This is a genomic window from Pseudomonas sp. NPDC089569, assembly GCF_050280625.1.
In the GTDB taxonomy this organism is placed as follows: Bacteria; Pseudomonadota; Gammaproteobacteria; order Pseudomonadales; family Pseudomonadaceae; genus Aquipseudomonas.
In genome coordinates, this window is the sequence record NZ_JBNNVQ010000060.1 from 11,322 (window position 1) to 35,459 (window position 24,138).

A 24,138-nucleotide genomic window follows, 5' to 3' on the forward strand; every position below is an offset into this window, starting at 1 on the left:
CCGCACCACGGATGAATCGGGTTTTCGAACATGAGTGACAACACTGCAGCCCCGGCCGACACGCCGAGTGTCAAACCGTCCCGCCGTTGGCCGGCAATTGTGGCCGGGCTGTGCCTGATAGCAGGCGTGGCCGGTGGCATGGGCTGGCTGATGCACAAAAGCAAAGCCCCGGCACCGCAACTGGCGGCGCAAAAGCTGGGGATGAGTCGTCCGGATGGCTTGCTGGAAACCCGCTCCTTGAGCCAATTGCCCAAGGATTTGCTGGCGGTGCCATTCCTCAGGGAAACCCTGACCGAGGATTTCGTCTTCTATTACGAAACCCACGCCGATCGCCTCGGGTTGATCGGCAGTCTGCGGCGGATCATTTACGAACATGACCTGAAACTGCAGGACAACCTGATCGAGCAGCTTTTCGATCAGCCAGCCGATGTGGCGCTGTGGCGTGGGGCGGATGGGCGGCTCAAGGACTTCCTGCTGGTGATGGACCGCGGCGGCCTGGCCAAGGTGCTCGAACCCCTGGCGAAAGTGGCGCTGGATGATTCGCAACTGAGCAAAATCGCTGACGTGAAAGTCGGCGCCGAAGACGTTGCGCTGTATCGGCTCACTTACAACGCGAGCAAGGCACTGGTGTTCGCCTCCCATGGCGACAAACTGGTGGTGCTGTCGAACCCGGCCAAACTCTACGACCCGCAAAGCGGCGCGGTCGAGGAGCCGGGCGGCGTGTCGACCCAGGCCATTGCTGCGTTGCTCAACGGCGAAAAACTGTTCCCCGAAGCCTTCGGCCTGCCACCCCGCGCGCCGCAGGTGAAGCAGCGCCTGTCGGTGAACGCCAGCGTGCTGGCCATGGGTTACCAGCGTTTCATTCCGAACTTCGCCGGCCTGCGTTTCGACATGGACGACGCGGGTTGGCACAGCTTCCTTGCGTTGGATGAACTGGAAGAGCAGCCGGACTTCGATTTCAAGCCCATCTGGCAAGCCATGCCCATGGGTGCCAGTGCTTGTGTGGCGTTGCCGCTGGCCGCCGGGCAACAGAAACCGCTGCTGGTCAAACTCGGCGCGCAAGAAGACGTCGCGCAGGCACTGACCGAGCACATGGCCGGTGCGGCGGGTCTGTGCTGGTACGCCGATTCGCGGTTGTACACGCCATTGCTGGTGGCCAGCCTGAGGGACAAGGACAGCACCAGGCTCGACGGTGAACTGGGCAAGCTGTTCGGTTCGATGGTTGGCGCCTATGAAAGCAAGGTCGATGAACACGTATTCCCGGTGGTCGAGAAGCAGGAGGAGGGCACTCATCAGTGGCTGCGTCAGGTCAGTTCCAGTTTCGGCCCGTATGCGGCCGCTGACGCCGAGCAGCCGGACGAAATCAGCGGCAAGGCGTTCATGCGTGTGAGCTTGGCCCGACATGGTGCAACGTTGCTGTTTTCCCTTGACGACAAATTGGTGGACAAGGCCCTGGGCACCCTCGACAAGCGCTTCCCGCCGATGGCGGAAGTGGTGCCCAAAGACCGCTTGATGCCGATCTATGTCGGCCCCGACTCCATCGCGCAACTGATGCAACAGGAAACCCTCGACAGCCTGCCTCAGGACATGGAACCGGTATTCAACAACGCCGCGCAAACCTATCTGATCCCCAAGCTGCGCAAGCTCGGCGGTTACGGCAAATACGCCCTGACCCTGCCCGAAGGCAGCGAGCCCGATGGGCACTGGCAATGGCTGCCGCTGGAGTGGAAAGCGCTGTGAGCGTATTGATCAGCCGCTTCGGCTTGCTGGCGTTGCTGCTGGCAGGACCGGTGTTTGCCATCGAAGCACCGGCGCTGGATGTGCAGCAATCCCAGGTGTTCCGCGCCTGGTTTGTGCGCATCGCCCAGGAACAATTGAGCCAGGGCCCGAGCCCGCGCTGGTATCAGCAGGATTGTGCGGGGCTGGTGCGTTTTGCCGCCAACGAAGCCTTGAAGGTTCATGACGACAAATGGCTGCGCAGCAATGGCCTGTCCAACCGCTACCTGCCGCCGGAATTGCAACTGAGCGATGCCCAGCGTGGCCTTGCCCGGCAATGGCAGCAGGGGGGCGGCAAGGTCGGGCCGTACGTCAATGCGATCAAATTGATCCAGTTCAACAGCCACCTGGTCGGCCGCGACGTGTCGCAGGCCCGGCCCGGTGACCTGATGTTTTTCGATCAGGGCGACGACCAGCACCTGATGATCTGGATGGGCCGTTATATCGCCTATCACACCGGCACCAGCACGCCCACCGATAACGGTATGCGTTCGGCAAGCCTGCAACAACTCATGACATGGAAGGACACCCGATGGATACCCGACGCAGCCAACCCCAACTTCATCGGCGTCTATCGACTGAATTTTCTCTCCCAATGACCGGTGCCCGCATGCTGCGTTTTCTGCCCCTGCTGTTGGTATTGCTGCTGCCTTTTTCCGCCGACGCCGAAGACACCGTCGAACCGAGCGGCTACACGCCAGTGGCCGGCGAAAGCTTTTTCCTGTTGGCCGACAGCAGTTTCGCCAGCGACGAACAAGCGATGGTGCGTCTCGAAGCACCAGGGCGCGACTACCGTCGCTTGCGCATGGAACCCTACGGTGGTGCCGACATTCGCGTGTATCGCATCGACAAGCCGCTGGACTTCCTCAAGCGTCAGAAGAACCTGCACCGCGTGGTCAGCGACGGTCAGTTCAAGGGCGAAGGCCTGTCCAACACGCTGGCCTATTTGTGGGACAACTGGTATCGAAAATCCCGCCGCGTGATGCAGCGTGCGTTCTCCTATGAGTCGCGCAAGCAAGTGACCGAAGAGGTGCCGGAGCTGAAGATGGGCGCCGCCATGGCCGCGCCGACACCCTATGACGCGCAGCCGCAATTCGCGTTGATTCCGGGCCTGCCGGTGGTCAGTCAATTCCGCTACCCGCTGTGGCAAGCCAAGCCGATCCAGCCACCTGAAGGCGTGAACCTGGCCGGTTCTTCCAGTGAATTCGTCAGCGTCGCACCGGGCAACGTCTATATCCCCCTGGGTCACTTGAAACCGGGGCTGTACCTGGTGGAAGCCCTGATCGGCAAGTACCGCGCGACCACCATGGTTTTCGTCTCCAACACCGTGGCCGTCAGCAAGATCGCCGGTGATGAACTGTTGGTGTGGGCGGCGCGCAAACATGAAGGCAGTTCGGTGCCCAAGGTCAATGTGCTGTGGACCGATGGCCTGGGTGTGATGAGCAGCGGCGCCACCGATGCAGAGGGTTTGCTACGACTCAAACATGTGAGCCCTGAGCGTTCGTTCGTGATAGGCGAAGACGAGGAAGGCGGCGTTTTTGTCTCGGAAAACTTCTACTACGACAGCGAAATCTACGACACCAAACTTTATGCCTTCACCGACCGCCCCTTGTATCGGCCGGGGGATTGGGTGTCGCTGAAAATTGTCGGGCGCGAGTTCAAGAATGCCCGGGATTCGGTGCAGCCCGCCGCAGCCGAAGTCAACCTGACCGTGCTGGATGCCACCGGCACGGCGCTGCAATCGATGGACCTGCAGCTCGATTCGAAGGCCGGCACCCAAGGCCGTTTCCAGTTGCCCGACAACGCCGTGGCCGGCGGCTATGAGCTGCGCTTCAGTTACAAGGACCAGATCTACAGCAGCGCCTTCCGTGTGGCCGAGTACATCAAGCCGCATTTCGAAATTGCACTGAACCTGGCCAAGCAGGACTACCGCACCGGCGAGCCGGTCAAGGGTAATCTGCTGTTGCTGTACCCGGACGGCAAACCGGTGGCCAATGCCAAAGTGAGTCTGAGCCTGCGAGCCCAACAACTGTCGATGGTCGATAACGAGCTGCAATACCTCGGGCAATTCCCGGTGGAGCTGACCAGCACCGAACTGACCACCGATGCCAAGGGCAACGCGACCCTCGATCTGCCGGCTGCCGAAAAACCCAGTCGCTACATGCTCACGGTGTTCGCCAGCGATGGCGCGGCGTACCGGGTGAAGACCACCAAGGAAATCCTCATCGACCGTGGCGCGGCGAATTTCCGTTTGAGTGCGCCGCAGCGCTTCAGCGCCGTGGGCGACAAGGTTGCGTTCAGCTATGCCAATGAAAACGAGCAGGTCGCAGCGGTTACGCCGAGCAGTTACGGCTGGGTACGCCTCGAAGACCAGAGCACTGGCGAGGGCAAGCTCGCCGCCACTGACAAAGGCTTCACCCTGGCCTTCGAGCGTCCGGGTACGTACAACCTGACACTCAGGGATGACCACGGCCGAACACTCGGCGCGACCGGGCATTCGGTGACCGGTGAAGGTGTGAAAGCGGTGCCCGGCACCGTGGAAATCGTCCTCGACAAACCCGAATACAAGGCCGGCGACGAAGCACTGGCGCTGATCACGTTCCCGGAGCCGGTCAGCGATGCACTGCTGTCGCTGGAGCGCGACAAGGTCGAGGCGACGGCGCTGCTTTCCAAGGGTGGCGACTGGCTGAGCATGGAGAAAATCAGCGACACCCAATACCGCGCGCGCATTCCGGTTAAGGACAGCTTCACGCCTAACCTGACGTTCTCGGTGCTCTACACCAAGGGCGGCCAGTACAGTTTCCAGAACGCCGGAATCAAGGTGATCACCCCGCAGATCGATGTGGTGATCGCCACCGACAAGAACACCTATCAACCCGGCGACACGGTATCGGTGGACCTGACCACGCAGTTCGCCGGTAAACCGGTCCCTGCCCATGTGATGGTCAGTGTGGTCGATGAGATGGTCTACGCCCTGCAACCGGAAGTGGCGCCGACCATCGACCAGTTCTTCTACCATCCACGCCGCAACAACGTGCGCACCAGTGCCAGTCTGTCGTTCATCAGTTACGACGTCGCGCTGCCCGGCAGCCCCGGCGCACCGGGCAAGGCCAACCGCAGCGAACGTGGCGTGAAGGTGCTGGAACGACCCCGCCGCGAAGACGTCGACACCGCTGCGTGGCAACCGGAGTTGTTGACCGATGCCAACGGCAAGACCCGTTTCACCTTCAGGATGCCGGATTCCCTGACCCGCTGGCGCATCACCGCGCGAGCCATCGCCGATGATGGTCAGGTCGGCCAGAAGAAACAGTTCGTGCGCTCGGAAAAACCGCTGTACCTGAAGTGGAGCGGGCCGAACAGATTCCGAGCGGGTGATAAACCGGATCTGGGTGTGTTTGCCTTCAATCAGGCCCAGGACCCGGTCAAGGCCGAGCTGGTTTTCCATTACGCGGGTAGCGATCAGCGTTTGCCGGTCACCCTCGACAGCGGTATCAACTACATCCCGTTGCCGGCACTCACGCTGACCAGCGGCGAGTGGTCCGCCGAACTGGTGCAGGACGGCAAGACGGCCGATGCCCTGGCGGTACGCTTGAGTGCCATTGGCGATGGTTGGCAAGTCACGCAAAGCCAAAGCCTGGACGTGGCCGGTGGCGACACCCCTCTCAACCTGCCGGCGGATGCGACCGACATACGCCTGCGTCTGGATGACAGCCCGCAAGCCCTGTTCCGTTCGGCCCTTGATGACCTACTGAGTTATCCCTATGGCGGAGTCGAACAGACTGCCAGTCGTTTGCTGCCTCTGAGCATCGCTTATCCGTCCCTTGCCTCGAACCCCCAGATCCGCGATCGCTTGCGCCTGATCATGCAGAACAGCCGTTTGCGCCTGGTGCAGATGGCCGGGCCTTCGGCGAGTTTCACCTGGTGGGGCATGGACGGCGAGCCGGATGCCTTCCTCACGGCTTACGCCTATTACGCTGACTGGCACGCCAGCCGGGTACTGGAGCTGAGTCTGCCGCCGGAGCACTGGCAGCGGGTGCTGGAGGTGTACGCCAAACAGGCCAAGGACACACCGCTGTTGCAACGCGCGCTGATCCTGGCGTTCGCCAGGCAGATGCAGTTGCCGGTCAATACGCTGATCAGCGGCTTGATGGACGACCTGGCGACCGCAGGCGAAGGCAATGCGGCGAACCTGATGGAAGATGGCCAGGACAGCCTTGTCATGAGTGATCCGGACTCGGCGTTGGGGCTAGCCGCTGCCCGGGTCCTGACGGCCTCGTTGGCCAGGCAGGCAAAGGTCACTGTGCCGGATACATTCAATCGGCAACTGGCCGATGCGCAGCAACGTTTGACCGTCAGTTCCCAGCCGTTTGCCGAGGCTCTGAATCTGTCGTTGCAACCCTTCGATCAGGCACATGCTCAGGCACTGCTGCAACGCCTGTTGCCACAGCAATCGACCCTGGAAAGGGCGCTGGCGCTGATCTGGCTACAACGCAGTATCGAACAGGCCTCACCCGCCGTGGCATTGAAACCGGGTCATGACTGGCAGCAGGCGCAGGGCGCGACCGGTGAGGTTTACTGGCAGTGGCAAGGTGCACAGGTGCCGGCCCTGTTGTCATTGACCGGGACGCAAGCGCGTCCGCTGCGTGCCGTCTTGAGCTATCAGACGCAGCAGCCACCGCTCGATCCGATGGCGCTGATCATCACTCGTCGGTTGTCGCGGCTGGTGCCGGGTGACGAAGCGTTTACCTTCAAGCTGGAGGCGGTCGGCAACACGCCGTTGTCCAGCGACAGTCTGTATCTGGACGAAGTGATCCTCACCAGCAAAGCCGCCAAACCCTTGCGCTATGGCATGCTCGAAGTACCGCTGCCACCGGGGGCGGATGTCGAGCGAACTACCTGGGGCATCAAGCTCATGGGTAAGGCGGGCACCGAGCCGACGGCGCTGGAAAAGGCCCGTTTCGAACCGGGGCAACTGGCCTATGCGGTGCCGGTGGATGCGCTGAGCGGCGAGCTGCGTTTGCGTCATCTGGTGCGCTTCTCGCAGAAAGGCCAGTTCAACCTGCCGCCTGTGCGTTTCACTCAGGTGTACGCGCCACAGCATCAGGCGCAGGAGCAGAAACCGGCGCTGGGTCAGGTCACGGTCCACTGACATGTATCGGTTTCTGGTCTGCTGGCTGCTGTGTCTGATTCCTGCGCTGACCGTGGCGCAGGACGAACCGTTACGTCTGGCCTTCAAGGGGGAGTTGTTGACTTTGAACCGGACGCAGCTGCTATCGCGCGAGCCGCTGCCGGACACCTTGCAGGCGCCACTGGGCAGTGTGTGGAAGTTGTTTGTCTATGCCTGGCTGGTGGACACCGGCGCACAGGAACCTGCCTATGAATGTCGCGGGCAATCGAAGGAGGAGGTGTATTGCTGCAGTGCCGGTGGCAGGATCGAGCGTGATCAGGCGCTGGTGAAATCCTGCGGGTTGTATTTCGATCCTGCGCGATTGGGCATCGACAGTGCGGATTGGCGCACCTATTGGCAGGCTCGACAGGCGCCGCAGTGGCTGCTGGATCTTCCATCATTGCAGCCCGCCAACCGGGTTTCCGTCGCTGAGTTGTTGCGAGTGTTGGCACTGATGCCGGCGCAGGACCAGGCTCGGCGGGTATTGCTCGATGTGATGCTCAACGCCGCCGGTGGCAATGTTGTCGGCGAGCTGGGCAGCCGCTTGCGGGTCAAAACCTGGAGTTGGATGGGGGATCGGGACACTGCCTCGCGCCAGGGTGGATTCGCTGGCTGGACGGTGGATGGCACGCCTATCTGGTCCGGTGGGCGGGGGACCAGTCAGCGGGTTCTGGCGGATCATGCAACGGCCTTGGCGACGGTCGTGCCTGTTCAGTGGCCCACCGACGCGGAGCGTTGCGTTGAAGTCAGCCTGTTCTCCCGTTATCCGTTGGACCGTGTGTTGTCAGGCGATCGCGCCGTGGCGTCCGGACCTTTGCGAGGCGATTACCGCGTCGAATTCGCCAATGGCAATCAGCTTGATATCCACAGCGACGGCGAACTGTTTTTGCTCGACAACAGGCTTGTCGCACGGCTGGATCGCGAAGACTACGTTGCCCGCGTTCTTCAGCGCGAAGCCGCACCCGAACCCGTCGAAGCCGCCAAGGCCCTGGCCGTGGCCATCCGCACCTACCTGCTGCAAAACGCCACGCGCCATGGCGACTGTCTGAGCATCGACGACAGCAGCCAGCGGCAACGGGTTGCGCCACGCCCGGCCAGCGCCCAGGCGCGCAATATCGCGGCATGGACCAGCGACCTGGTGCTGGCCGGCAGCACCGTGACGTATCACTCCGACCAACCGGGCCCGGACAAACTGTCCTGGCAGCAAGCCGTCGAACAGGCCCGGTCCGGTCAGCGTTACGACGCCATCCTGCTGCACGCCTACCCCCGCGCGAGTCTCAGCCGCTGGGACAATCCGGTTGCGTCCTGCGAGGCATTGCCCGCCGCGCAGGATTGGCTGCAGCGGCAACGACGCAGCTGGCGCGCGCAACTGCAAAGCGAGACCGGCTACAACGAGGTCGGCACGTTCGCCGTTTGCCGCCTGACATTCGGTCGACCCTACGTGGATCGCGAGCGACAACGTATTTACGTGCGTGGCGTGTTGTCGTTGCAGGACCGTCTCGACCTGACCCACGAATACCTGCACCTGGCCTTCGAAGCACACCCCAATGGCCAGGATGAAACCTACATCGAAGGGCTCGCCCGCCACCTCTTGCTGGAATAGACCATGACACGCCGTTATCCACAGGTCTTGCTGCTGCTCTGTTTGTTGTCGGTTTTGCCGCCGACGATGGCGCAAGACGTCAAGCTCGACACCCCCGCGGGCGGTTGGCGCACCGGTGCACCTGAAGGGGAAGGCGAGAGCTTCCGCCAGACCGTCAACTACCCGGCCTCATCGGTCAACACCCCGGCAGGGCAGGCCAACACCGCGCGCATCGCCGGGCAAATCAAAACCACACCCAAGAGCAACGAGCCGGGCAGGCTGATCGTCAACGGCGTCAGCATGCCCCTGAAAATCGATCCCGCCGGCCGCTTCGACCGGCCGTTCTCCTTTCCCAACGGCAGCAACAGCGTCGAAGTCCGCAGCCCCGACGGCCAGCAACGCCACCGCACGCAATTTCTCAACGCCAGTGGTGGCGCCACCCCGGCCAAACTGCGCGTGCTACTGGCCTGGGACAGCGACGGCACGGACCTGGATTTGCACCTGATCACACCCGACGGCGCCCACATCTGGTACGGCAACCGCGTCGCACCCAACGGCGCGGCCCTGGATGTCGACGTCACCACCGGCTACGGCCCGGAAATCTTCGCCATGCCGGCGCCGATCAAGGGGCAGTACCTGGTGTACGTGAACTACTTCGGCGGCGGGTATCGCAGCGATGAAGAGGGGCAGGAAGACGCGGTTCAACCATTGACCACGGCGCAAGTGACGGTCATTACCGAGGAGGGGACGCCGAGCGAGAAGATGGAAACGTTTCTGGTGCCGATGCGGGCGGTGGGGGAGTTGACGCTGGTGAAGGGGTTCAGTTATCCGTGAAGTGCAAGGGCAGCGGTTGTCAGTCGAATGCGTTTTTTTAAGGCATCAAGAAGCGGGCTTATCGAAGGCACGCCAGGGGCAGTACTCAGCGTGGCAGCGTGACACTGACGACCGTACGGTTGTCTTCGTCGAACGTTTCCAGGGTAATGGATCCGCCTTGCGCTTCGATCAGCAACTTGGCCGAATAGGTCCCCAATCCACTGCCACCGCGCTTGCTGGTGGCTCCCTTGACGAACAGCAGATCACGCATACCCGGCGGCACCGTGCCCTGGTTTTCAATGGTCACAGCCAAAGGCGTGCGATCGTGAAGCGTAATGCTGACCTTGCTGCCAGTCGGTGCCGCCTCACAGGCATTTTTCATCAGGTTGTGGAACGCGGAAAAGCACAGATTGGGATCGCCTTGCGCTATGGGTTGATCGGTTCCTCCAGTATCAGTATCGACCGAGAGGGTGATTTTTCTGGAGCTGAAAGTCGCGCGATTCAGATTGGCGACCTTGTGCAACATTTCGCCCAGCGGCACGGGTTGTGGATGTAGCTGATAGCGTCCTGTTTCGATTTTGAATATTTCTGCCGACAGATCGATAGTGCCGAGTACTTGCGCAACTGTTTCTTCGATCATGGTCAACTTGTCATTTTGAGAGATGCTCAAGCGTTGACCGCCGAGCATCTGCTGCGTCAGGCCGATAACGCCGGCCAGTGGTCCTTTGACGTCATGCAGCAGCATGCGATCGATGTCTTGTCGCAGGCGTGCTGCATTCAGCATTTCATCGTAATGAGCCTGGCGCTGCTTGTGCAGCACGATGTACCGCATGAAATTACGCACCCGCAGTAGCAGCTCACTCGGATCAACCGGCTTGCGGACGAAGTCCATCGCACCCAGGTCGAGCCCGCGATGCCGGGATTTCAGATCGTCGAGTGCCGTGACGAAAATGATGGGAATCTCATCACTAACGGGATGTTCGCGCATGCGTTGCGCGACTTCAAAACCATCCATGCCCGGCATCATGACATCCAGCAGAACCAGATCCGGCGGCTCGTCCGAGGTGCACATCTTCAATGCCTTCTGACCATTATGGGCAATGCGTACGCGGTAATGATCGGCCAACAGCTCTGACATCAATCGCAGGTTGTTCACGGCATCATCCACCACCAAAATGGTGGGTTGCCGGTTACTGCCGGTCACGCGTTTGGCCGGCACGGGAGACACGGGGACATCATTGAGCATCGATGGGGTTGCCGAATCGCCAAGGCTACGCGCACGTAGTAACACCCTGACGATTTTTTCGCGCAATACCTGCGGAAGGTAAGGCTTGAGCAGCAGTTCGGAAACGCCGGCGGCAATAGCCTGCTCAATCTGCTCGCGGTCAGACTCCCCCGTCACCATGATGAGTGGCAGGTGTGCCAGTTTTGCGTCGCTGCGCACGGCCAACAGCAAATCCAGCCCGCTCATGATCGGCATGTTCCAATCCGTCAAGACGAGGTCCAGAGGCAGGCCTTTCAAGCGTCGGCTGCGGATATAGTCCAAAGCTTCCTTGCCGTTGTTTACCGTATCGATGCTCGTCACGCCAAACGATCGCAATTGGCCGACATTGGCGAGTCGCATAATCGCCATATCATCGACCACCAGGACGTGAATGTTTTTGAGTTCCATTTTGCGCTTGCCAGATAAACGTCGAGAGTAAGAAGAAAGAGTGGGGTCATATAGGTTCGTACTGCAGGTGATTAGTTGTCTTCGACAATGAAGTGTGTGGACAACTAACTGGCAGCGGCTGCCCCTTTCTCTACAAGGGCGCGAAGTGATATGCCTGCACATGTAAAACGCGGGTCTTATAAAAATACATCCAATATGAGGCAGACGTTCCTGAAGTCTTTGTAGGGAAATGCCTAATAAGCGAATGGCGCCGTGCCCGCAATGGGCTGCTCTCGAACGCTGTAGCACCGGCTTCTTATATGGAATTACTGAAAACAATGTAGGGGTTCCCTGATCAGGCGAAATCGCCTTTCGGGGAAAGTGGCGCTCAATGACAATGCAGCCCCCCCTTCATACCCTGGGCATTCAGCTACAGGCCGGCGATGAAAAAAATCCTTTACGAACTTCTGCTTTGTTTCGCAACCCTTATCAGTACTGTCGTCGGGGCAGATGAACTTGACCTGCTGCCAAGAACACACTATCGCCTGCCCATTAATGACCCCCTGACCTTGCACTTCATGCAGACCCGGCCGCAGATTGTCGTCGGCGTGATCGAGTCTGACCTTCGCCCCATCGATATTACGGTTTCCGACTATACGTACGAAGGCGTCTCCGCGGACTATATCGGCATATTGAGAGACACCCTGGGCGTTGTGATTAAAGTTCGGCGTTTTCCCAGCCTGACCTCCGCTCTTGATGCGCTGGAGCAACACCAGGTGGACATGCTGAGTACTATCGTTCCAGACAAAATAGTTAATCGAAGCGTCAAGCTCAGTGCTCCCTATTTGTCGGACATTGCGCAACTTTTCAATCGTGCCAATGAACTGCGCCGGTTCGATCGGTTCGACGGTCTTAACCTATCGATGAAGCGCGGTTATTTTTCACCCGCGCAAGCGAAACGCTACTTCCCGGGCGCCAACCTTCATTTTTTCGACACTACCGAACAAGCCATTGCAGCGGTCGCTTTCGGGAATCTGGACCTCTATTTTGGAAACGCGCTGAGTGCCGAGTACGTCATCAATCGCAGCTATTACAACTATGTGCGTCCGCTGACCCGCAAAATGCCAGTCGTTCGTGGGATCAGTTTCGCCGTGCGTGAGGATGATGCATTGCTGTTGCATTCGATCAACAGCGTGCTGGCCGGCATAACCGATGACCGACGCGATGAAATAAATCACAGATGGTCAGGCGGAATCAGCTTCGGATCTGATACGGATCTTCATTTGTCGCCACAGCAAACCACCTGGCTTACCCAGCATGCTTCGCTCGTATTCGGCGCCGTGGAGGACCTTCCGCCCATCTCTTTCTATGACGAGCACGGTCGCTTCAGCGGCCTGGTAGCGGACCTGCTCAACATCATTTCATTGCAGGCCGGCTTGCACTTCACCATCAACCGGCATGCGCAGGCGAAAGATCTGATCCCGAACATGGCCTCGGGCAAAATCGACCTGATCATCGGCTCACCCGATGCCAAAGCCTCCAACCTGTACTACACACGACCTTTCGCCGTCGGTGCCTATGTCTACATCAGCAGCACTCGCGCCGCGAAAAAAAGCGGGAATCGCCTGGCGTTGCTCGGCGGTCATCCGCTGGAGGCGTTCTTCCGCACTCGCCATCCGGAGCTGCAAATAGTCGAGACCGACAGCTTTCGCGATGCCTTGCTCGCTGTAGAGTCGGACGATGCCGATTTTGCTGTCGCCGGCATCACGACTGCCCAGTATCTGCTCAATGTCCTCAATAAGCCGACCCTGAGAATCGAGGGGTTGGCTGACGCACCTGAAGCCCGGCTTTCCTTCGCCAGTCCCGACCCCATACTGATTGAAGTGCTGGATAAGATCCTGCCACTGGTACCTCCCAGCGAAATCAACGCCCTTGCGACGCGCTGGCGGACCAATGCCGCACAAACGGAAACGACCTGGCAGCATCACAAGCAGACATTCATCCAGATATTCATCGCGTCGATCGCGCTTTTGACACTATGCCTGCTCTGGAGCCTCCACCTGCGTCGACAGATCCAACTGCGGGAGCGGGCCAAAGCTGCACTGGCTGAGCAACTGGAGTTCAAGCAGGCGCTCATCAACGGCATCCCCCACCCGATCTATGTCCGCGACAGCAATGGCAGCCTGCTGAGCTGTAATGACAAATTTCTGGAGTTCACCCAGGCGACGAGAGAACAGATCATCGGCCTGCACACCCGTGCCATTCGCACCATCCCCGCTGAAGAGCGACGTCAACTCGTGTACGACTACGAGCAGGTTGTGAGTAGCGGCTGCGCCGTGGAAAGCGACCGACTGCTAAACGTCAACGAAATCACCCGGCATGTCTTCCACTGGGTTCATCCCTATCGCAACGCCCAGGGAGAGGTTTGCGGGATCATTGGCGGCCTGCTGGATATCAGTGACCGACAGCGCCTCGTCGAAGCGCTGAGTCTGGCCAAGGAGCAAGCCGATCAGGCCAGCCAAGTGAAGAGTGCGTTCCTGGCGACAATGAGCCATGAAATCCGTACGCCGATGAATGCCATCATCGGCATGAGCCATCTGGCGTTGCGCACGGATCTGGATCGTCGCCAGCGCGGCTACATCGAGAAAGTCCACTGCGCGGCAGAGAACTTGCTGGTGATCATCAACGACATCCTCGACTTTTCCAAGATCGAGGCAAACAAGATGAGCCTTGAAGTCACCCCATTCCGCCTGGAAGACGTGTTGGAAAACTTCGCCAACATGATCAGCCTGTGCACCGCAGACAAGGGGCTGGAGCTGTTGTTCGACACGGCCATTGATCTACCCACCGCGCTGATCGGTGATCCGTTGCGCCTGGGGCAGGTACTGATCAACCTCGGCAATAACGCAGCCAAGTTCACCGAGTCAGGCGAGATTGTGTTGGGCGCTGAACTGCTCAACGACTATGGAGACAGGCTGGAGTTGCATTTCTGGGTCCGCGATACCGGCATCGGCATGAGTGCCGAACAGTGTGAGCGGCTGTTCGAGTCCTTCAGTCAGGCCGATACGTCCACCACCCGCAAGTACGGCGGCACAGGTTTGGGCCTGGCTATCTCCAAGCGTTTGGTAGAGCTGATGGGTGGGCGCATTTGGGTGGACAGCAGGATTGGGCAAGGTTCCACTTTTCATTTCAGTGTTGCCCTTGGGGGCCAGCGTGAGGTCCAGTCCGAGCGTGTATTGCCCCTCGAGGAACTGCATGGCATACGCGTCCTGATAGTGGACGACAACGCCAGTGCCCGCGACATTCTTTACGGTATGGCCAGAAGTCTGGGCGTCGAGGTGGATGTCGCCGACAGTGGCAGTAAGGCGTTGGCGATGCTGCTTGAAGCCGAACGCCTGAAGTTGCCCTATGACTCGGTGCTGATGGATTGGCGTATGCCGGGCATGGATGGAGTAGAAACGATATGCCAGATGCGGGCAGCCAATCTGGCGCAAACGCCATCGGTGATAATGGTCACCGCTTTCGGTCGCGAAGAGGTGCGCGAGCAAGCCAAATCACAGGGTGTCGAATTGCCGGTGGTGCTGACCAAACCAGTGATCCCCTCCATTTTGCAGGAAGCTTTGGGCAGTGTTCTTGGCAAAGGACCCCAGATCGAAACGCGTGCGGTTCAACGTCATGTTCAAAGCGATGCGGCTAGCCTGTTTGGCGCACGCTTGCTGCTGGTGGAAGACAATGAGTCGAACCGCGAGCTGGCCTGTGAGCTGTTACAGGATGCGGGCATCGAGTTATGTCTGGCCTTTGATGGTCAACAGGCGCTCGATCTGCTGGAACACGACTCTGACTTCGATGGTGTACTGATGGACTGCCAGATGCCGGTGATGGATGGCTATACCGCCACTGAACGGATTCGCAAGCAGCTGCGCTATGCCGAATTGCCGGTGATCGCCATGACCGCCAATGCCATGGTAGGTGATCGTGAACGTGCGCTGGCTAGCGGAATGAACGACCATATTGCCAAGCCACTCAATGTAGCCAACATATTCGCGACACTTGTGAAATGGATCAAACCTGGCAGTCGGTCTCGGGTGGTGTCGATAAAGACACAGACGGAGTCGGTGCAGCACACCCCTGGCCTGCCAATTTTTCTGGAAGGTATCGACCAGGCGGCGGGTCTGGCCACCTGCATGGGTCGTGCAGAACTCTACCTGCGGTTGTTGAATGGATTTCACGCAGCTAACTCAGACTTCACCCATCAGTTTCAGGCGGCGTTAACTGACGCCGATCCTACGGCTGCCGCTCGACTGGCCCATAGTCTGCGTGGCACTGCTGGAAACATTGGAGCCATCGCAGTGGCTCAGGCTGCCGGAGAACTTGAAAGACTCTGCCAGAGCGATGCGACTCGCGATCAGGTGCAGGCAAGTCTGCTGGCAGTCGAACACTGCCTGGTGCCGGTGTTAGGTGCGTTGGAGGGTGTTGGCAAAAAGATCACAGCATTGAAACCGTCAAGGCCACACACAGCGATCAATGTGCAAGTGCACCTCACAAGACTCAGGCATCTGTTGGCGGAGAGTGACGCCGCCGCTGTCGACTTGCTGAGTGAATTGTGTGAAATCGATCTCGATCCGCAAGTGGCCAATCGCCTTCGTCGAGTCTCACGTGCGGCAGATCGCTACGACTTTGACCTGGCCCTGGAATTGCTGAACAGCTGAAACAAGACGATGGATTGGGAGGTTCATCAGGCACGGATCAGTCATGGCAGCGAACTTCTGGAAGGCCCGCTACTAAAGGATTCCGGATTACTTCGGACAATTAAAAAGCCGGCTTGTGGCCGGCTTCTCGGGGACTGGCGTGGTTTATTTTTGGTAAACCGTGCCAGCCTTCAAAACGTACATCCGGATCTTGCGTCCGGCTGTGGGACTCGGCGAGAAAATCATCTGCCTTGTCGGTGCGATCAGAGCCGCCTGGCGGGTCGATGCGCAAATGTGGGGCGCAGCATACTGATTTTTTTGGAAAATTCCCAGCTCGGCGTGCGAGGCGTGGCTATCGCGATGACAGGTGGCGGCTGGCGAACGCAGGTTTCGCCAGTGGCTGTGACTACAGGAACGGCAGCGGTGGCCTGCGTTTGTTCAGTGTCGACCACCAGAACACCCAACCCAGTACCCTGATGTTCTGCTCTTCTATCTGTGCGGCCCTGAAGATTTCGTCCGGGTGTTCTGCGCGGTTATGGCTGCGCAATCGCAGCGCGTTGCCGGGCATTCGATGCAGGTACCTGATGCGCAACATGCCGTCATGCTCGATTGCGTAGATCTCGCCATCCACCACTTGCGTCAGCCCCCGGTCAATCGCCAGGGTCGAGCCGTCTTCGATGCGCTCGGCCATGCTGTTGCCGATCATGTGGGCGCAGATGGCATCGGCGTGGTTGATGTCCAGGGAGTCGAGGTGACTGCGGGGCAGGCGGATGGTTTGGCCCGGGTCTTCGATGACATGGGTTTTGCCGGAGCCGAAGGCCGTGGCGGTTTCCTTGTAGAGCGGGAGTTCGATGTCGGTGGGTTCAATGACCGTATAAACGCCTCGAATGGCCTGGGCGTCGAAGATATTGCCGGATTCGTCTTGCAGGCGCAGGTGCCTGGCGTCCTGCGGGCCGTCGCCCGTTTTCAGCCATTCGCTGTTGACGGACAGTTTTCGGGCGACTTCTTCCATGCAGTGAGCGGGCACGCCGCGGGTGTACCAGTTATGGACATTCTGCGGGGCCGTGTTGAGGAAATCGGCGAAGCCTGTGGTCGTGATGTTCGCAGCTCCAAGGAGCGCTTTGAATCGGGGGCCGCTAGTGTTCTTTTTCATAAACACGAGTCTACTGGCGTGATACGGGGCTTTGAATAAACGCGCCGTTCAAATTTCGCGGGAAATTTACGACGGGATGTAAGACGCTCTTGGGGAAAATTAAACAAGAAAAAACCGAAAGCTCCCGTCTTAAACAGTACGTTTAAGTGACGCTTTACAGCCGCCCACAAAAAACCCCGGATGACCGGGGTTTTTCTTGAAACCGTCGGGCTTAGCCTTTGTAGGCAGCAACCGACTTGGTGATCGCGGCACGAGCGGCATCGGCGCCGTCCCAGCCTTCGATCTTCACCCATTTGCCCTTCTCGAGATCCTTGTAGTTCGCGAAGAAGTGTTCGATCTGTTGAATCAGCAGCGCTGGCAGGTCGGTGTATTCCTTCACGTCAACGTACAGCTGGGACAGCTTGTCGTGTGGAACTGCGATGACTTTGGCATCGCCGCCGCCGTCGTCGGTCATGTTCAGGATGCCGACCGGACGAGCGCGGATCACGGAGCCAGGAGCAACCGGGTAAGGGGTCACGACCAGCACGTCGAGGGGATCACCGTCGTCAGCCAGGGTGTTCGGGATGTAACCGTAGTTGGCCGGGTAGAACATTGGGGTGGCCATGAAACGGTCAACGAACAGGCAATCGCTGTCTTTGTCGATTTCGTATTTGATCGGCGCGTGGTTGGCCGGAATCTCGATAGCGACGTAGATGTCGTTCGGCAGGTCTTTGCCAGCCGGAATCTTGCTGTAGCTCATTGGGCGTTGCCCCCGTTAGTTGACCAAAAAGTGGCGGCGATTATAGGCATATTCCGCCGGTGACGCCATGTACCGAAAGTCGTACCGAAAGTCGAACCGAAAGTGTTCACGCATGAGCCTGATAGACCGGATCCGTAGCCTGAAGTTGCCTCAGGCGGGCCAGGGGATCCTGACGGTAGAAAAGCTTGAGTTGCTCATAGACCTGTGGATAAGCCTCGTGGAGCAGATCCGGGGCGCTGAAGAAGTATTCGCTGGTGACGGCGAAGAACTCGGCCGGATTTTCCGCCGCATAGGGATCGATGGCGGTCTCGGCGTCCGGGTTGCGTTCCAGTTGCCGGTCCAGATCGTCATAGGCTTGCTGCATGACCCGGGCCCAGTCGCTGACCCGCATGTCGGCGTGCAGCGGTGGCAGGCCGTTGGCGGCGCCGTTGAGCATGTCGAGTTTGTGCGCCAGTTCGTGGATCACCAGGTTGTAGCCTTCCCAGCCGCCGCTGGCCATGACACCGGGCCAGGCGAGGATGATCGGGCCCTGCTGCCAGGCTTCGCCGCTGTGCTCGCCATCCCATTCGTGTTCCACGCCACTGGCGTCACGATGACGCTGGGGGCTCAGAAAGTCGTCGGGGTAGAGAATGATTTCGTGAAAGCCCTGATACCAGTTCAGATCACCCAGGTGCAGCAACGGCAATTGCGCCTGGGCGGCGAGCAGCAGGCGTTGTTCCTGATGCAGTTCGACGCCGGGCAGGGCGCTCAGGTGCTTGTCTTGCAGGAACAGCACGCAGGCTTCGCGCAGCCACTGGTCTTCGGCTGCGCTGATACCGTCAAGAAAGCTCAGTTGATGGCGCACCCGTTGCCACATGTCGTCGGCAATCGGGTGCCTGGCCAGGGTGCGCCGGCGTCGCCAGGCACTGAGTGACCACATGTCGGGTCAGCGGGTTTCGGCTTTGGAGTTCGAACCGCCGAAGCGGCTGCGGATAAAGCCGATGATCATCGGAGCGAGCGACAGCAGGATGATGCCGACCACCAGCAGCGACAGGTTCTTCTTGATGAACGGTACATTGCCGAAGAAGTAGCCCAGGGTGACCAGGCCGCCGACCCAAAGGATGGTGCCAAGCACACTGAAGGCGAAGAAACGCGGGTAAGGCATTTTCCCGACGCCAGCGACGAACGGTGCAAAGGTTCGGATGATCGGCAGGAAGCGCGCCAGGGTTACGGTTTTTCCGCCGTGCTTTTCATAGAAGTCGTGGGTTTGTTGCAGGTAGTCGCGGCGGAAGATTTTCGAGTTCGGATTGCTGAACAACCGCTCGCCGACCGTTCGCCCGATGATGTAGTTGGTGCTGTCACCCAGAATCGCCGCCAGCATCAGCAGGCCGGCCAGCAGGACCGGGTCCATGCCGCCACCGGCTGCAACGGCGCCGGCGATGAACAGCAACGAGTCACCAGGCAGGAAGGGCATGACCACCAGGCCGGTCTCACAGAAGATCACCATGAACAGAATGGCGTAGATCCATGCCCCGTAATTGGTTACCAGCATGTCGAGGTAAACGTCGAGATGCAGGACGATGTCGATCGGGTTGAACTCCATGGGGGGCACCTGTGATGACAGCCCGATGCTACGGGCCTGTGCGGATGACTTCGCGTATGACTACAGATAGAAGTAGATTTTCTTACGCGCCGGAAGGTTCGAAATTATACGGTCTGAAAGGTGAAAAACGCGTCGATATTGTAGCGAGGGATGTCGAGGGCGTGCTTGCAGGAATGGGCTTGCTCTCAAGAGCAAGCCCATTCCTGCAAGCAGTTGTCGGTTTTACAACTCGTCGCTGATCGGCAACACGTAGTTCTTGAACTCCGTGTCTTCCTTGAACCCGATGGATTCATAGGTTTTCTGCGCGACCTTGTTGTTGCTGCTGGTGGAAACGCGCATGCGCACGGCATTGGTTTCCTTGGCCATTTTCTTCGCCGTGCGGATTAGATGATCGGCGACCAGCTGACGGCGGGCATCCTCGGCGACATAGATATCGTTGAGAATCCACACGCGTTTGAGCGAAAGCGATGAAAAGCTGGGATACAACTGACAAAAACCCATCAGTTTGTCGTCATCATCGGCCAACGCCAGATAAATGACCGACTCCTTGCGGCGCAGGCGTTTTTCGAGGAACGCCCGGGACGAGTCCGGATACGGGAGGGATCCATAAAACTCGCGATATTTGACGAACAACGGGGTCAGCATATCCAGGTGTTCGAGGGTCGCTTGAATAATCCGCATGGTAGGTCTCGTCTTCAAGTGGCTGTCTTGCTTCCTTTGACGGCGACGGGAATCCCTGGCGGCCGTTCGTCGATCCTGCCTGAAACCGGAACGAAAGTGCAATGTGAAGGTGTTCAGACCTCCGGTGGGCTCAACAGGAAATTGCCCTTCATGTCCGTACCCGAGTCCGAATCCAGCGTCTGAAGCTGCGCCTCGTCCTTCAGATTGACCCCCGACAACTGCCGTCGACAGGCCTCGCGCATCAAATACAGCAAACGGTGCGCCGCCATGCCGTAACTGAGCCCTTCAAGGCGCACATTGGAGATGCAGTTGCGGTACGCATCCGTCAGGCCGACCTTGGGATTGTAGGTGAAATACAATCCCAGGCTGTCTGGCGAGCTTAGGCCGGGGCGTTCACCGATCAGAATCACGGTCATTTTGGCGCCCAGCAGTTCGCCGATCTCGTCGGCGACCGCCACGCGTCCCTGTTCCACCAGGACCACCGGGGCAGCGGACCAGTTTTGCGCTCGAACCTGCTCTTCCAGCCGCGCCAGAAATGGCAGCGTATGACGGTGAACCGCCAATGCGGACAGGCCGTCGGCCACCACAATGACCAGATCGACCCCGCCCGGATTGGCTGCAGCGTGTTCGCGCAAGGCTTGCGCCGACTCGTCGCTCAGTTTTCGCCCCAGATCGGGGCGTTGCAGGTAGCTGTTCCTGTCGATCGCCGCGCTGTGCAACAAGATGCTTTGATGTCCGCGTTCGGTCAGTTGCGAGCGCAGCGCCCTGTGGTCGAACGGCAAATGCACGGCATCGCGCGCCTGGGCATGGGCGTACTGAAAGTCCAGCTGTGCGCGGGTGGGCAGGCTGGTGCCGGTGCGCCCCAGTGCAATGCGCGCTGGCGTCAGTCGGCGCAGTTCCTGCCATGGGTTGTGGGGGTCGAAAGGTAGTTTGTCCATTTCAGCACTCATCCCAATTGCGCCAGGGCCTGACGGAAGGCCGGTGGCAAGCTGTTACCGAACAAAACCCGGCCGTCGGCCTGGGTGAAGATACCCATTTTCGCCAGCCACTGCTCGAACTCCGGTGCGGGCTTCAAGCCCAGGGTCTGCCGGGCATAGAGCGCATCGTGGAATGAAGTGGTCTGGTAGTTGAGCATGATGTCGTCGGAACCTGGGATACCCATGATGAAGTTGATCCCGGCCACGCCCAACAAGGTCAGCAAGGTGTCCATGTCATCCTGGTCGGCTTCGGCATGGTTGGTGTAGCAGATATCGCAGCCCATCGGCACGCCCAGCAACTTGCCGCAGAAGTGGTCTTCCAGACCTGCACGGATGATCTGTTTTCCGTTGTAGAGATATTCCGGGCCAATGAATCCCACGACGGTATTCACCAGAAACGGGTTGAAATGTCGTGCCACCGCATAGGCCCGAGTCTCACAGGTCTGTTGGTCGACGCCATGGTGGGCGTTGGCGGACAGGGCGCTGCCCTGGCCGGTTTCGAAATACATGAGGTTTTGCCCGAGCGTACCGCGGTTGAGGCTCAAGCCGGCGTCGTAACCTTCCTTGAGAACGTTCAGATTGATGCCGAAGCTGGCGTTGGCCGCTTCCGTGCCGGCGATCGACTGGAACACCAGGTCCAGCGGAACGCCGCGGTTGATCGCCTCGATGGAGGTGGTGACATGGGTCAGCACACAGGCCTGAGTGGGGATTTCGTAGCGCTGGATGATCGCGTCGAGCATTTCCAGCATGGCGCAGATCGAGGCGATGCTGTCGGTGGCCGGGTTGATGCCGATCATTGCATCGCCGTTGCCGTGCAGCAGGCCGTCGAGAATGCTCGCGGCAATACCCGCCGGCTCGTCTGTGGGGTGATTGGGTTGCAGGCGCGTGGACAAGCGGCCGCGCAGGCCAAGGGTGCCGCGAAAGCGAGTGACCACGCGGATTTTCTGCGCCACCAGCACCAGATCCTGCACGCGCATGATCTTCGATACGGCCGCGACCATTTCCGGCGTCAGGCCGGGGGCGAGGGCGCGCAGAGCCTGTTCATCGGCGGCATCGCTGAGCAGCCAGTCGCGAAAACCGCCAACGGTGAGGTGGCTGACGACCGCGAAAGCCTGTTTGTCGTGGGTGTCGATGATCAGCCGGGTGACTTCATCGGCTTCATAGGGAATCAGGACCTCCTGCAGGAAATGGCTCAGCGGAGTGTCCGCCAACGCCATCTGCGCGGCGACGCGCTCGCCGTCGTTGAGGGCGGCGACACCGGCCAGAAAGTCCCCGGAACGCGCCGGGCTGGCTTTGGCCATCACGTCCTTGAGGCTGTCGAAGCGATAGGTCTGAGCGCCGACGGAATGGGCATATACGGCCATGGGGCGGTGTCCTCTGAATCGTGATAACACTGACAACCCTTGTGGGAGCGAGCTTGCTCGCGATAGCGGCCTGACCGACGACGCAGCGTTGAATGATTCACCGTCATCGCGAGCAGGTTCGCTCCCACAAGGGCATTACATGCACTTCAATAATGCAGACGTCGCAAAAAAATCCCGGCGCCGGTGCATCTATACACCTTCGAGCATAACGTCCACCGGCGCTTCGGAGCGTTGCCGGGCGGTCATCTGGAAATACAGGTAACCGGCGATCATGAAGCCCAGGAAAATCAGGCCGATCAAGGTATTGAACCAGGCCATCGCCACCAGGCACACCACCGCGAGGAAAAGGGCAATGGCCGGCACGACCGGATAACCCGGAGCGCGGAAGGTGCGTTCCAGGTTTGGTTCGGTTTTACGCAATTTGAACAGGCTCAGCATACTGATGATGTACATCACAATGGCGCCGAATACCGACATGGTGATCATCGCCGCCGTCAGCGTCATGCCTTGCAGATTGACCAGGCCGTCGCTGTAGATGGCGGCGATACCGACCACGCCACCGGCCAGGATGGCCCGATGCGGTGTCTGGAAACGCGACAGTTTCGCCAGGCCCCGAGGCAGGTAACCGGCCCGGGCCAGGGCAAAGAACTGCCGCGAGTAGCCGAGGATGATGCCGTGAAAGCTGGCCACCAGCCCGAACAGGCCGATCCAGACGAGCATGTGCATCCAGCTCGAGTTGTTGCCCACCACGGCTTTCATCGCTTGCGGCAGTGGATCGTTGATGTTTGCCAATTGACGCCAGTCACCGACGCCACCGGCCATCACCATCACGCCGATGGCCAGGAACACCAGGGTCAGAATGCCGCTGACGTAGGCCCTGGGAATCGTGCGTTTCGGGTCCTTGGCTTCCTCGGCGGCCATGGCCGCGCCTTCGATGGCGAGGAAAAACCAGATAGCGAAGGGAATGGCGGCGAAAATGCCGGGAACCGAACCCATCGTGAATTCGTTGGCACCCGACCAGCCATTGAGCACGAAATTACTGAAACTGAAGCCTGGCGCAACCACGCCCATGAACACCAGCAACTCGGCGACGGCCAGCACGGTCACCACCAGTTCGAAGGTGGCGGCGATGCTGACGCCGAGAATATTGAGGCCCATGAACACAAAATAAGCGCCTACCGCAGCGACTTTCGGGTCTAGTTCCGGGTATTGCACGTTGAGATAGGCACCAATGGCCATGGCGATCGCCGGCGGTGCAAAGACGAACTCGATCAGGGTGGCAATACCGGCGATTAGCCCGCCTTTTTCGCCGAAGGCCCGCCGGCTATAGGCGAACGGCCCGCCAGCGTGGGGAATGGCGGTCGTCAATTCGGTGAAACTGAAGATGAAGCAGGTATACATCGTCGCCACCATCAGGGCGGTGACGAGAAACCCCAGCGTACCTGCGGTGCCCCAGCCGTAACTCCAGCCGAAGTATTCGCCGGAAATCACCAGGCCGACGGCAATGCCCCATAAATGCAGGGTGCCGAGTGTGGGTTTGAGCTGTGTGGTTGTAGTCATAAGTCCTCTCTCTGTTTTTTATTGTTCGATCTGTTGGACTTTCGGGTGCGACGGGTTGGGTGGATGGGCGCTGTTCACGCAGCCTTGTTGAGTGATGAAAATCCTGAATGACAGGTACGCAAGGCCCGTGCCAGAGCGGCCAGGCTTTGAGTCAGGGGTGTCAGTGAGGGCTCCTTCGCCGGCAAGCCTGGCTCCTACGGTATGGCGCAATCCTGTAGGAGCCGAGCTTGCTCGCGAAAGCCGTTACGCGGTATCGCGCCGGATTTAGAAGAAGCCCAGCGGATTGATGTCGTAGCTCACCAGCAGGTTTTTGGTCTGCTGGTAGTGGTCGAGCATCATCTTGTGGGTTTCACGGCCGACGCCGGACTTTTTGTACCCGCCGAACGCGGCGTGCGCCGGGTACAG

Annotated in this window: 16 protein-coding genes; 6 read left to right on the forward strand and 10 right to left on the reverse strand. The window is 59.5% G+C overall.

The window, feature by feature from the left end; genetic code table 11:
* The first annotated feature begins 30 nt into the window (after nt 1–30).
* From ACQKP2_RS20925 to ACQKP2_RS20945, 5 genes are read left to right on the forward strand one after another with little or no spacing between them, the layout of a single operon-like run.
* Complete coding sequence (locus ACQKP2_RS20925; RefSeq protein ID WP_427579116.1) at nt 31–1,740, forward strand: DUF2138 domain-containing protein; 1,710 nt, start codon at nt 31–33, stop codon at nt 1,738–1,740.
* On the forward strand, nt 1,710–2,375 hold the full coding sequence (locus ACQKP2_RS20930; RefSeq protein ID WP_427579117.1) for a DUF1175 domain-containing protein: 666 nt from the start codon (nt 1,710–1,712) through the stop codon (nt 2,373–2,375). Before ACQKP2_RS20925 ends, ACQKP2_RS20930 begins: the two co-directional genes overlap by 31 nt.
* Nucleotides 2,372–6,925: an alpha-2-macroglobulin family protein gene (locus tag ACQKP2_RS20935; protein WP_427579119.1), complete on the forward strand. Its 4,554-nt coding sequence runs from the start codon at nt 2,372–2,374 to the stop codon at nt 6,923–6,925. Before ACQKP2_RS20930 ends, ACQKP2_RS20935 begins: the two co-directional genes overlap by 4 nt.
* Nucleotide 6,926: 1 nt before the next feature.
* On the forward strand, nt 6,927–8,546 hold the full coding sequence (locus ACQKP2_RS20940) for a DUF2300 domain-containing protein (RefSeq protein ID WP_427579120.1): 1,620 nt from the start codon (nt 6,927–6,929) through the stop codon (nt 8,544–8,546).
* A 3-nt stretch (nt 8,547–8,549) separates the two neighbouring features.
* Nucleotides 8,550–9,359 (forward strand): YfaP family protein, encoded by an 810-nt coding sequence (locus ACQKP2_RS20945; protein WP_427579121.1) that lies wholly within the window; start codon nt 8,550–8,552, stop codon nt 9,357–9,359.
* Nucleotides 9,360–9,444: 85 nt separating this feature from the next.
* On the opposite strand, the gene ACQKP2_RS20950 is transcribed toward ACQKP2_RS20945, so the two are convergent.
* Nucleotides 9,445–11,010, reverse strand: a complete 1,566-nt coding sequence (locus ACQKP2_RS20950) for an ATP-binding response regulator (protein ID WP_427579123.1) — start codon at nt 11,008–11,010, stop codon at nt 9,445–9,447.
* A gap of 422 nt (nt 11,011–11,432) precedes the next feature.
* Here ACQKP2_RS20950 and ACQKP2_RS20955 point away from each other — a divergent pair, with 422 nt between their 5' ends.
* Nucleotides 11,433–15,698: a response regulator gene (locus tag ACQKP2_RS20955; RefSeq protein WP_427579125.1), complete on the forward strand. Its 4,266-nt coding sequence runs from the start codon at nt 11,433–11,435 to the stop codon at nt 15,696–15,698.
* 385 nt (nt 15,699–16,083) lie between these two features.
* Here ACQKP2_RS20955 and ACQKP2_RS20960 read toward each other — a convergent pair whose 3' ends face one another.
* From ACQKP2_RS20960 to ACQKP2_RS21000, 9 genes are all read right to left on the reverse strand, one after another.
* Complete coding sequence (locus tag ACQKP2_RS20960; RefSeq protein ID WP_427579126.1) at nt 16,084–16,830, reverse strand: LexA family transcriptional regulator; 747 nt, start codon at nt 16,828–16,830, stop codon at nt 16,084–16,086.
* Between the two features lie 211 nt (nt 16,831–17,041).
* Nucleotides 17,042–17,569 carry an inorganic diphosphatase gene (gene ppa, locus ACQKP2_RS20965; protein WP_007933577.1) on the reverse strand — a complete coding sequence of 176 codons (528 nt, stop codon included), beginning with the start codon at nt 17,567–17,569 and terminating at the stop codon, nt 17,042–17,044.
* A 106-nt stretch (nt 17,570–17,675) separates the two neighbouring features.
* Nucleotides 17,676–18,488 carry a zinc-dependent peptidase gene (locus tag ACQKP2_RS20970; protein WP_427579127.1) on the reverse strand — a complete coding sequence of 271 codons (813 nt, stop codon included), beginning with the start codon at nt 18,486–18,488 and terminating at the stop codon, nt 17,676–17,678.
* A gap of 6 nt (nt 18,489–18,494) precedes the next feature.
* Nucleotides 18,495–19,151, reverse strand: a complete 657-nt coding sequence (locus ACQKP2_RS20975) for a DedA family protein (RefSeq protein WP_427579129.1) — start codon at nt 19,149–19,151, stop codon at nt 18,495–18,497.
* 222 nt (nt 19,152–19,373) lie between these two features.
* Entirely contained in the window at nt 19,374–19,832 is a 459-nt protein-coding gene (locus tag ACQKP2_RS20980; protein WP_427579130.1) for an N-acetyltransferase family protein, read from the reverse strand.
* A gap of 113 nt (nt 19,833–19,945) precedes the next feature.
* Nucleotides 19,946–20,770, reverse strand: coding sequence for an ethanolamine ammonia-lyase subunit EutC (gene eutC, locus ACQKP2_RS20985; protein WP_427579132.1), 825 nt, complete (start codon nt 20,768–20,770; stop codon nt 19,946–19,948).
* Between the two features lie 8 nt (nt 20,771–20,778).
* On the reverse strand, nt 20,779–22,173 hold the full coding sequence (locus tag ACQKP2_RS20990) for an ethanolamine ammonia-lyase subunit EutB (RefSeq protein ID WP_427579133.1): 1,395 nt from the start codon (nt 22,171–22,173) through the stop codon (nt 20,779–20,781).
* Between the two features lie 189 nt (nt 22,174–22,362).
* The gene (gene eat / locus ACQKP2_RS20995; RefSeq protein WP_427579134.1) at nt 22,363–23,733 is read right to left on the reverse strand and encodes an ethanolamine permease; all 1,371 of its coding nucleotides are present in this window, start codon (nt 23,731–23,733) and stop codon (nt 22,363–22,365) included.
* Between the two features lie 264 nt (nt 23,734–23,997).
* Nucleotides 23,998–24,138 (reverse strand): aldehyde dehydrogenase family protein (locus ACQKP2_RS21000; RefSeq protein ID WP_074198521.1); only part of this gene is annotated, 141 nt, incomplete at its 5' end.

What these genes read in the sequence shown, in the direction of transcription:
- ACQKP2_RS20930 (WP_427579117.1), top strand. Translation starts at nt 1,710, where the DNA reads ATGGCTGCCGCTGGAGTGGAAAGCGCTGTGAGCGTATTGATCAGCCGC.
- ACQKP2_RS20990 (WP_427579133.1), bottom strand. Translation starts at nt 22,173, where the DNA reads ATGGCCGTATATGCCCATTCCGTCGGCGCTCAGACCTATCGCTTCGAC.
- ACQKP2_RS20940 (WP_427579120.1), top strand. Translation starts at nt 6,927, where the DNA reads ATGTATCGGTTTCTGGTCTGCTGGCTGCTGTGTCTGATTCCTGCGCTG.
- ACQKP2_RS20935 (WP_427579119.1), top strand. Translation starts at nt 2,372, where the DNA reads ATGACCGGTGCCCGCATGCTGCGTTTTCTGCCCCTGCTGTTGGTATTG.
- ppa (WP_007933577.1), bottom strand. Translation starts at nt 17,569, where the DNA reads ATGAGCTACAGCAAGATTCCGGCTGGCAAAGACCTGCCGAACGACATC.
- ACQKP2_RS20960 (WP_427579126.1), bottom strand. Translation starts at nt 16,830, where the DNA reads ATGAAAAAGAACACTAGCGGCCCCCGATTCAAAGCGCTCCTTGGAGCT.
- ACQKP2_RS20945 (WP_427579121.1), top strand. Translation starts at nt 8,550, where the DNA reads ATGACACGCCGTTATCCACAGGTCTTGCTGCTGCTCTGTTTGTTGTCG.
- ACQKP2_RS20980 (WP_427579130.1), bottom strand. Translation starts at nt 19,832, where the DNA reads ATGCGGATTATTCAAGCGACCCTCGAACACCTGGATATGCTGACCCCG.
- eat (WP_427579134.1), bottom strand. Translation starts at nt 23,733, where the DNA reads ATGACTACAACCACACAGCTCAAACCCACACTCGGCACCCTGCATTTA.
- ACQKP2_RS20955 (WP_427579125.1), top strand. Translation starts at nt 11,433, where the DNA reads ATGAAAAAAATCCTTTACGAACTTCTGCTTTGTTTCGCAACCCTTATC.
- eutC (WP_427579132.1), bottom strand. Translation starts at nt 20,770, where the DNA reads ATGGACAAACTACCTTTCGACCCCCACAACCCATGGCAGGAACTGCGC.
- ACQKP2_RS20950 (WP_427579123.1), bottom strand. Translation starts at nt 11,010, where the DNA reads ATGGAACTCAAAAACATTCACGTCCTGGTGGTCGATGATATGGCGATT.
- ACQKP2_RS20975 (WP_427579129.1), bottom strand. Translation starts at nt 19,151, where the DNA reads ATGGAGTTCAACCCGATCGACATCGTCCTGCATCTCGACGTTTACCTC.
- ACQKP2_RS20970 (WP_427579127.1), bottom strand. Translation starts at nt 18,488, where the DNA reads ATGTGGTCACTCAGTGCCTGGCGACGCCGGCGCACCCTGGCCAGGCAC.
- ACQKP2_RS20925 (WP_427579116.1), top strand. Translation starts at nt 31, where the DNA reads ATGAGTGACAACACTGCAGCCCCGGCCGACACGCCGAGTGTCAAACCG.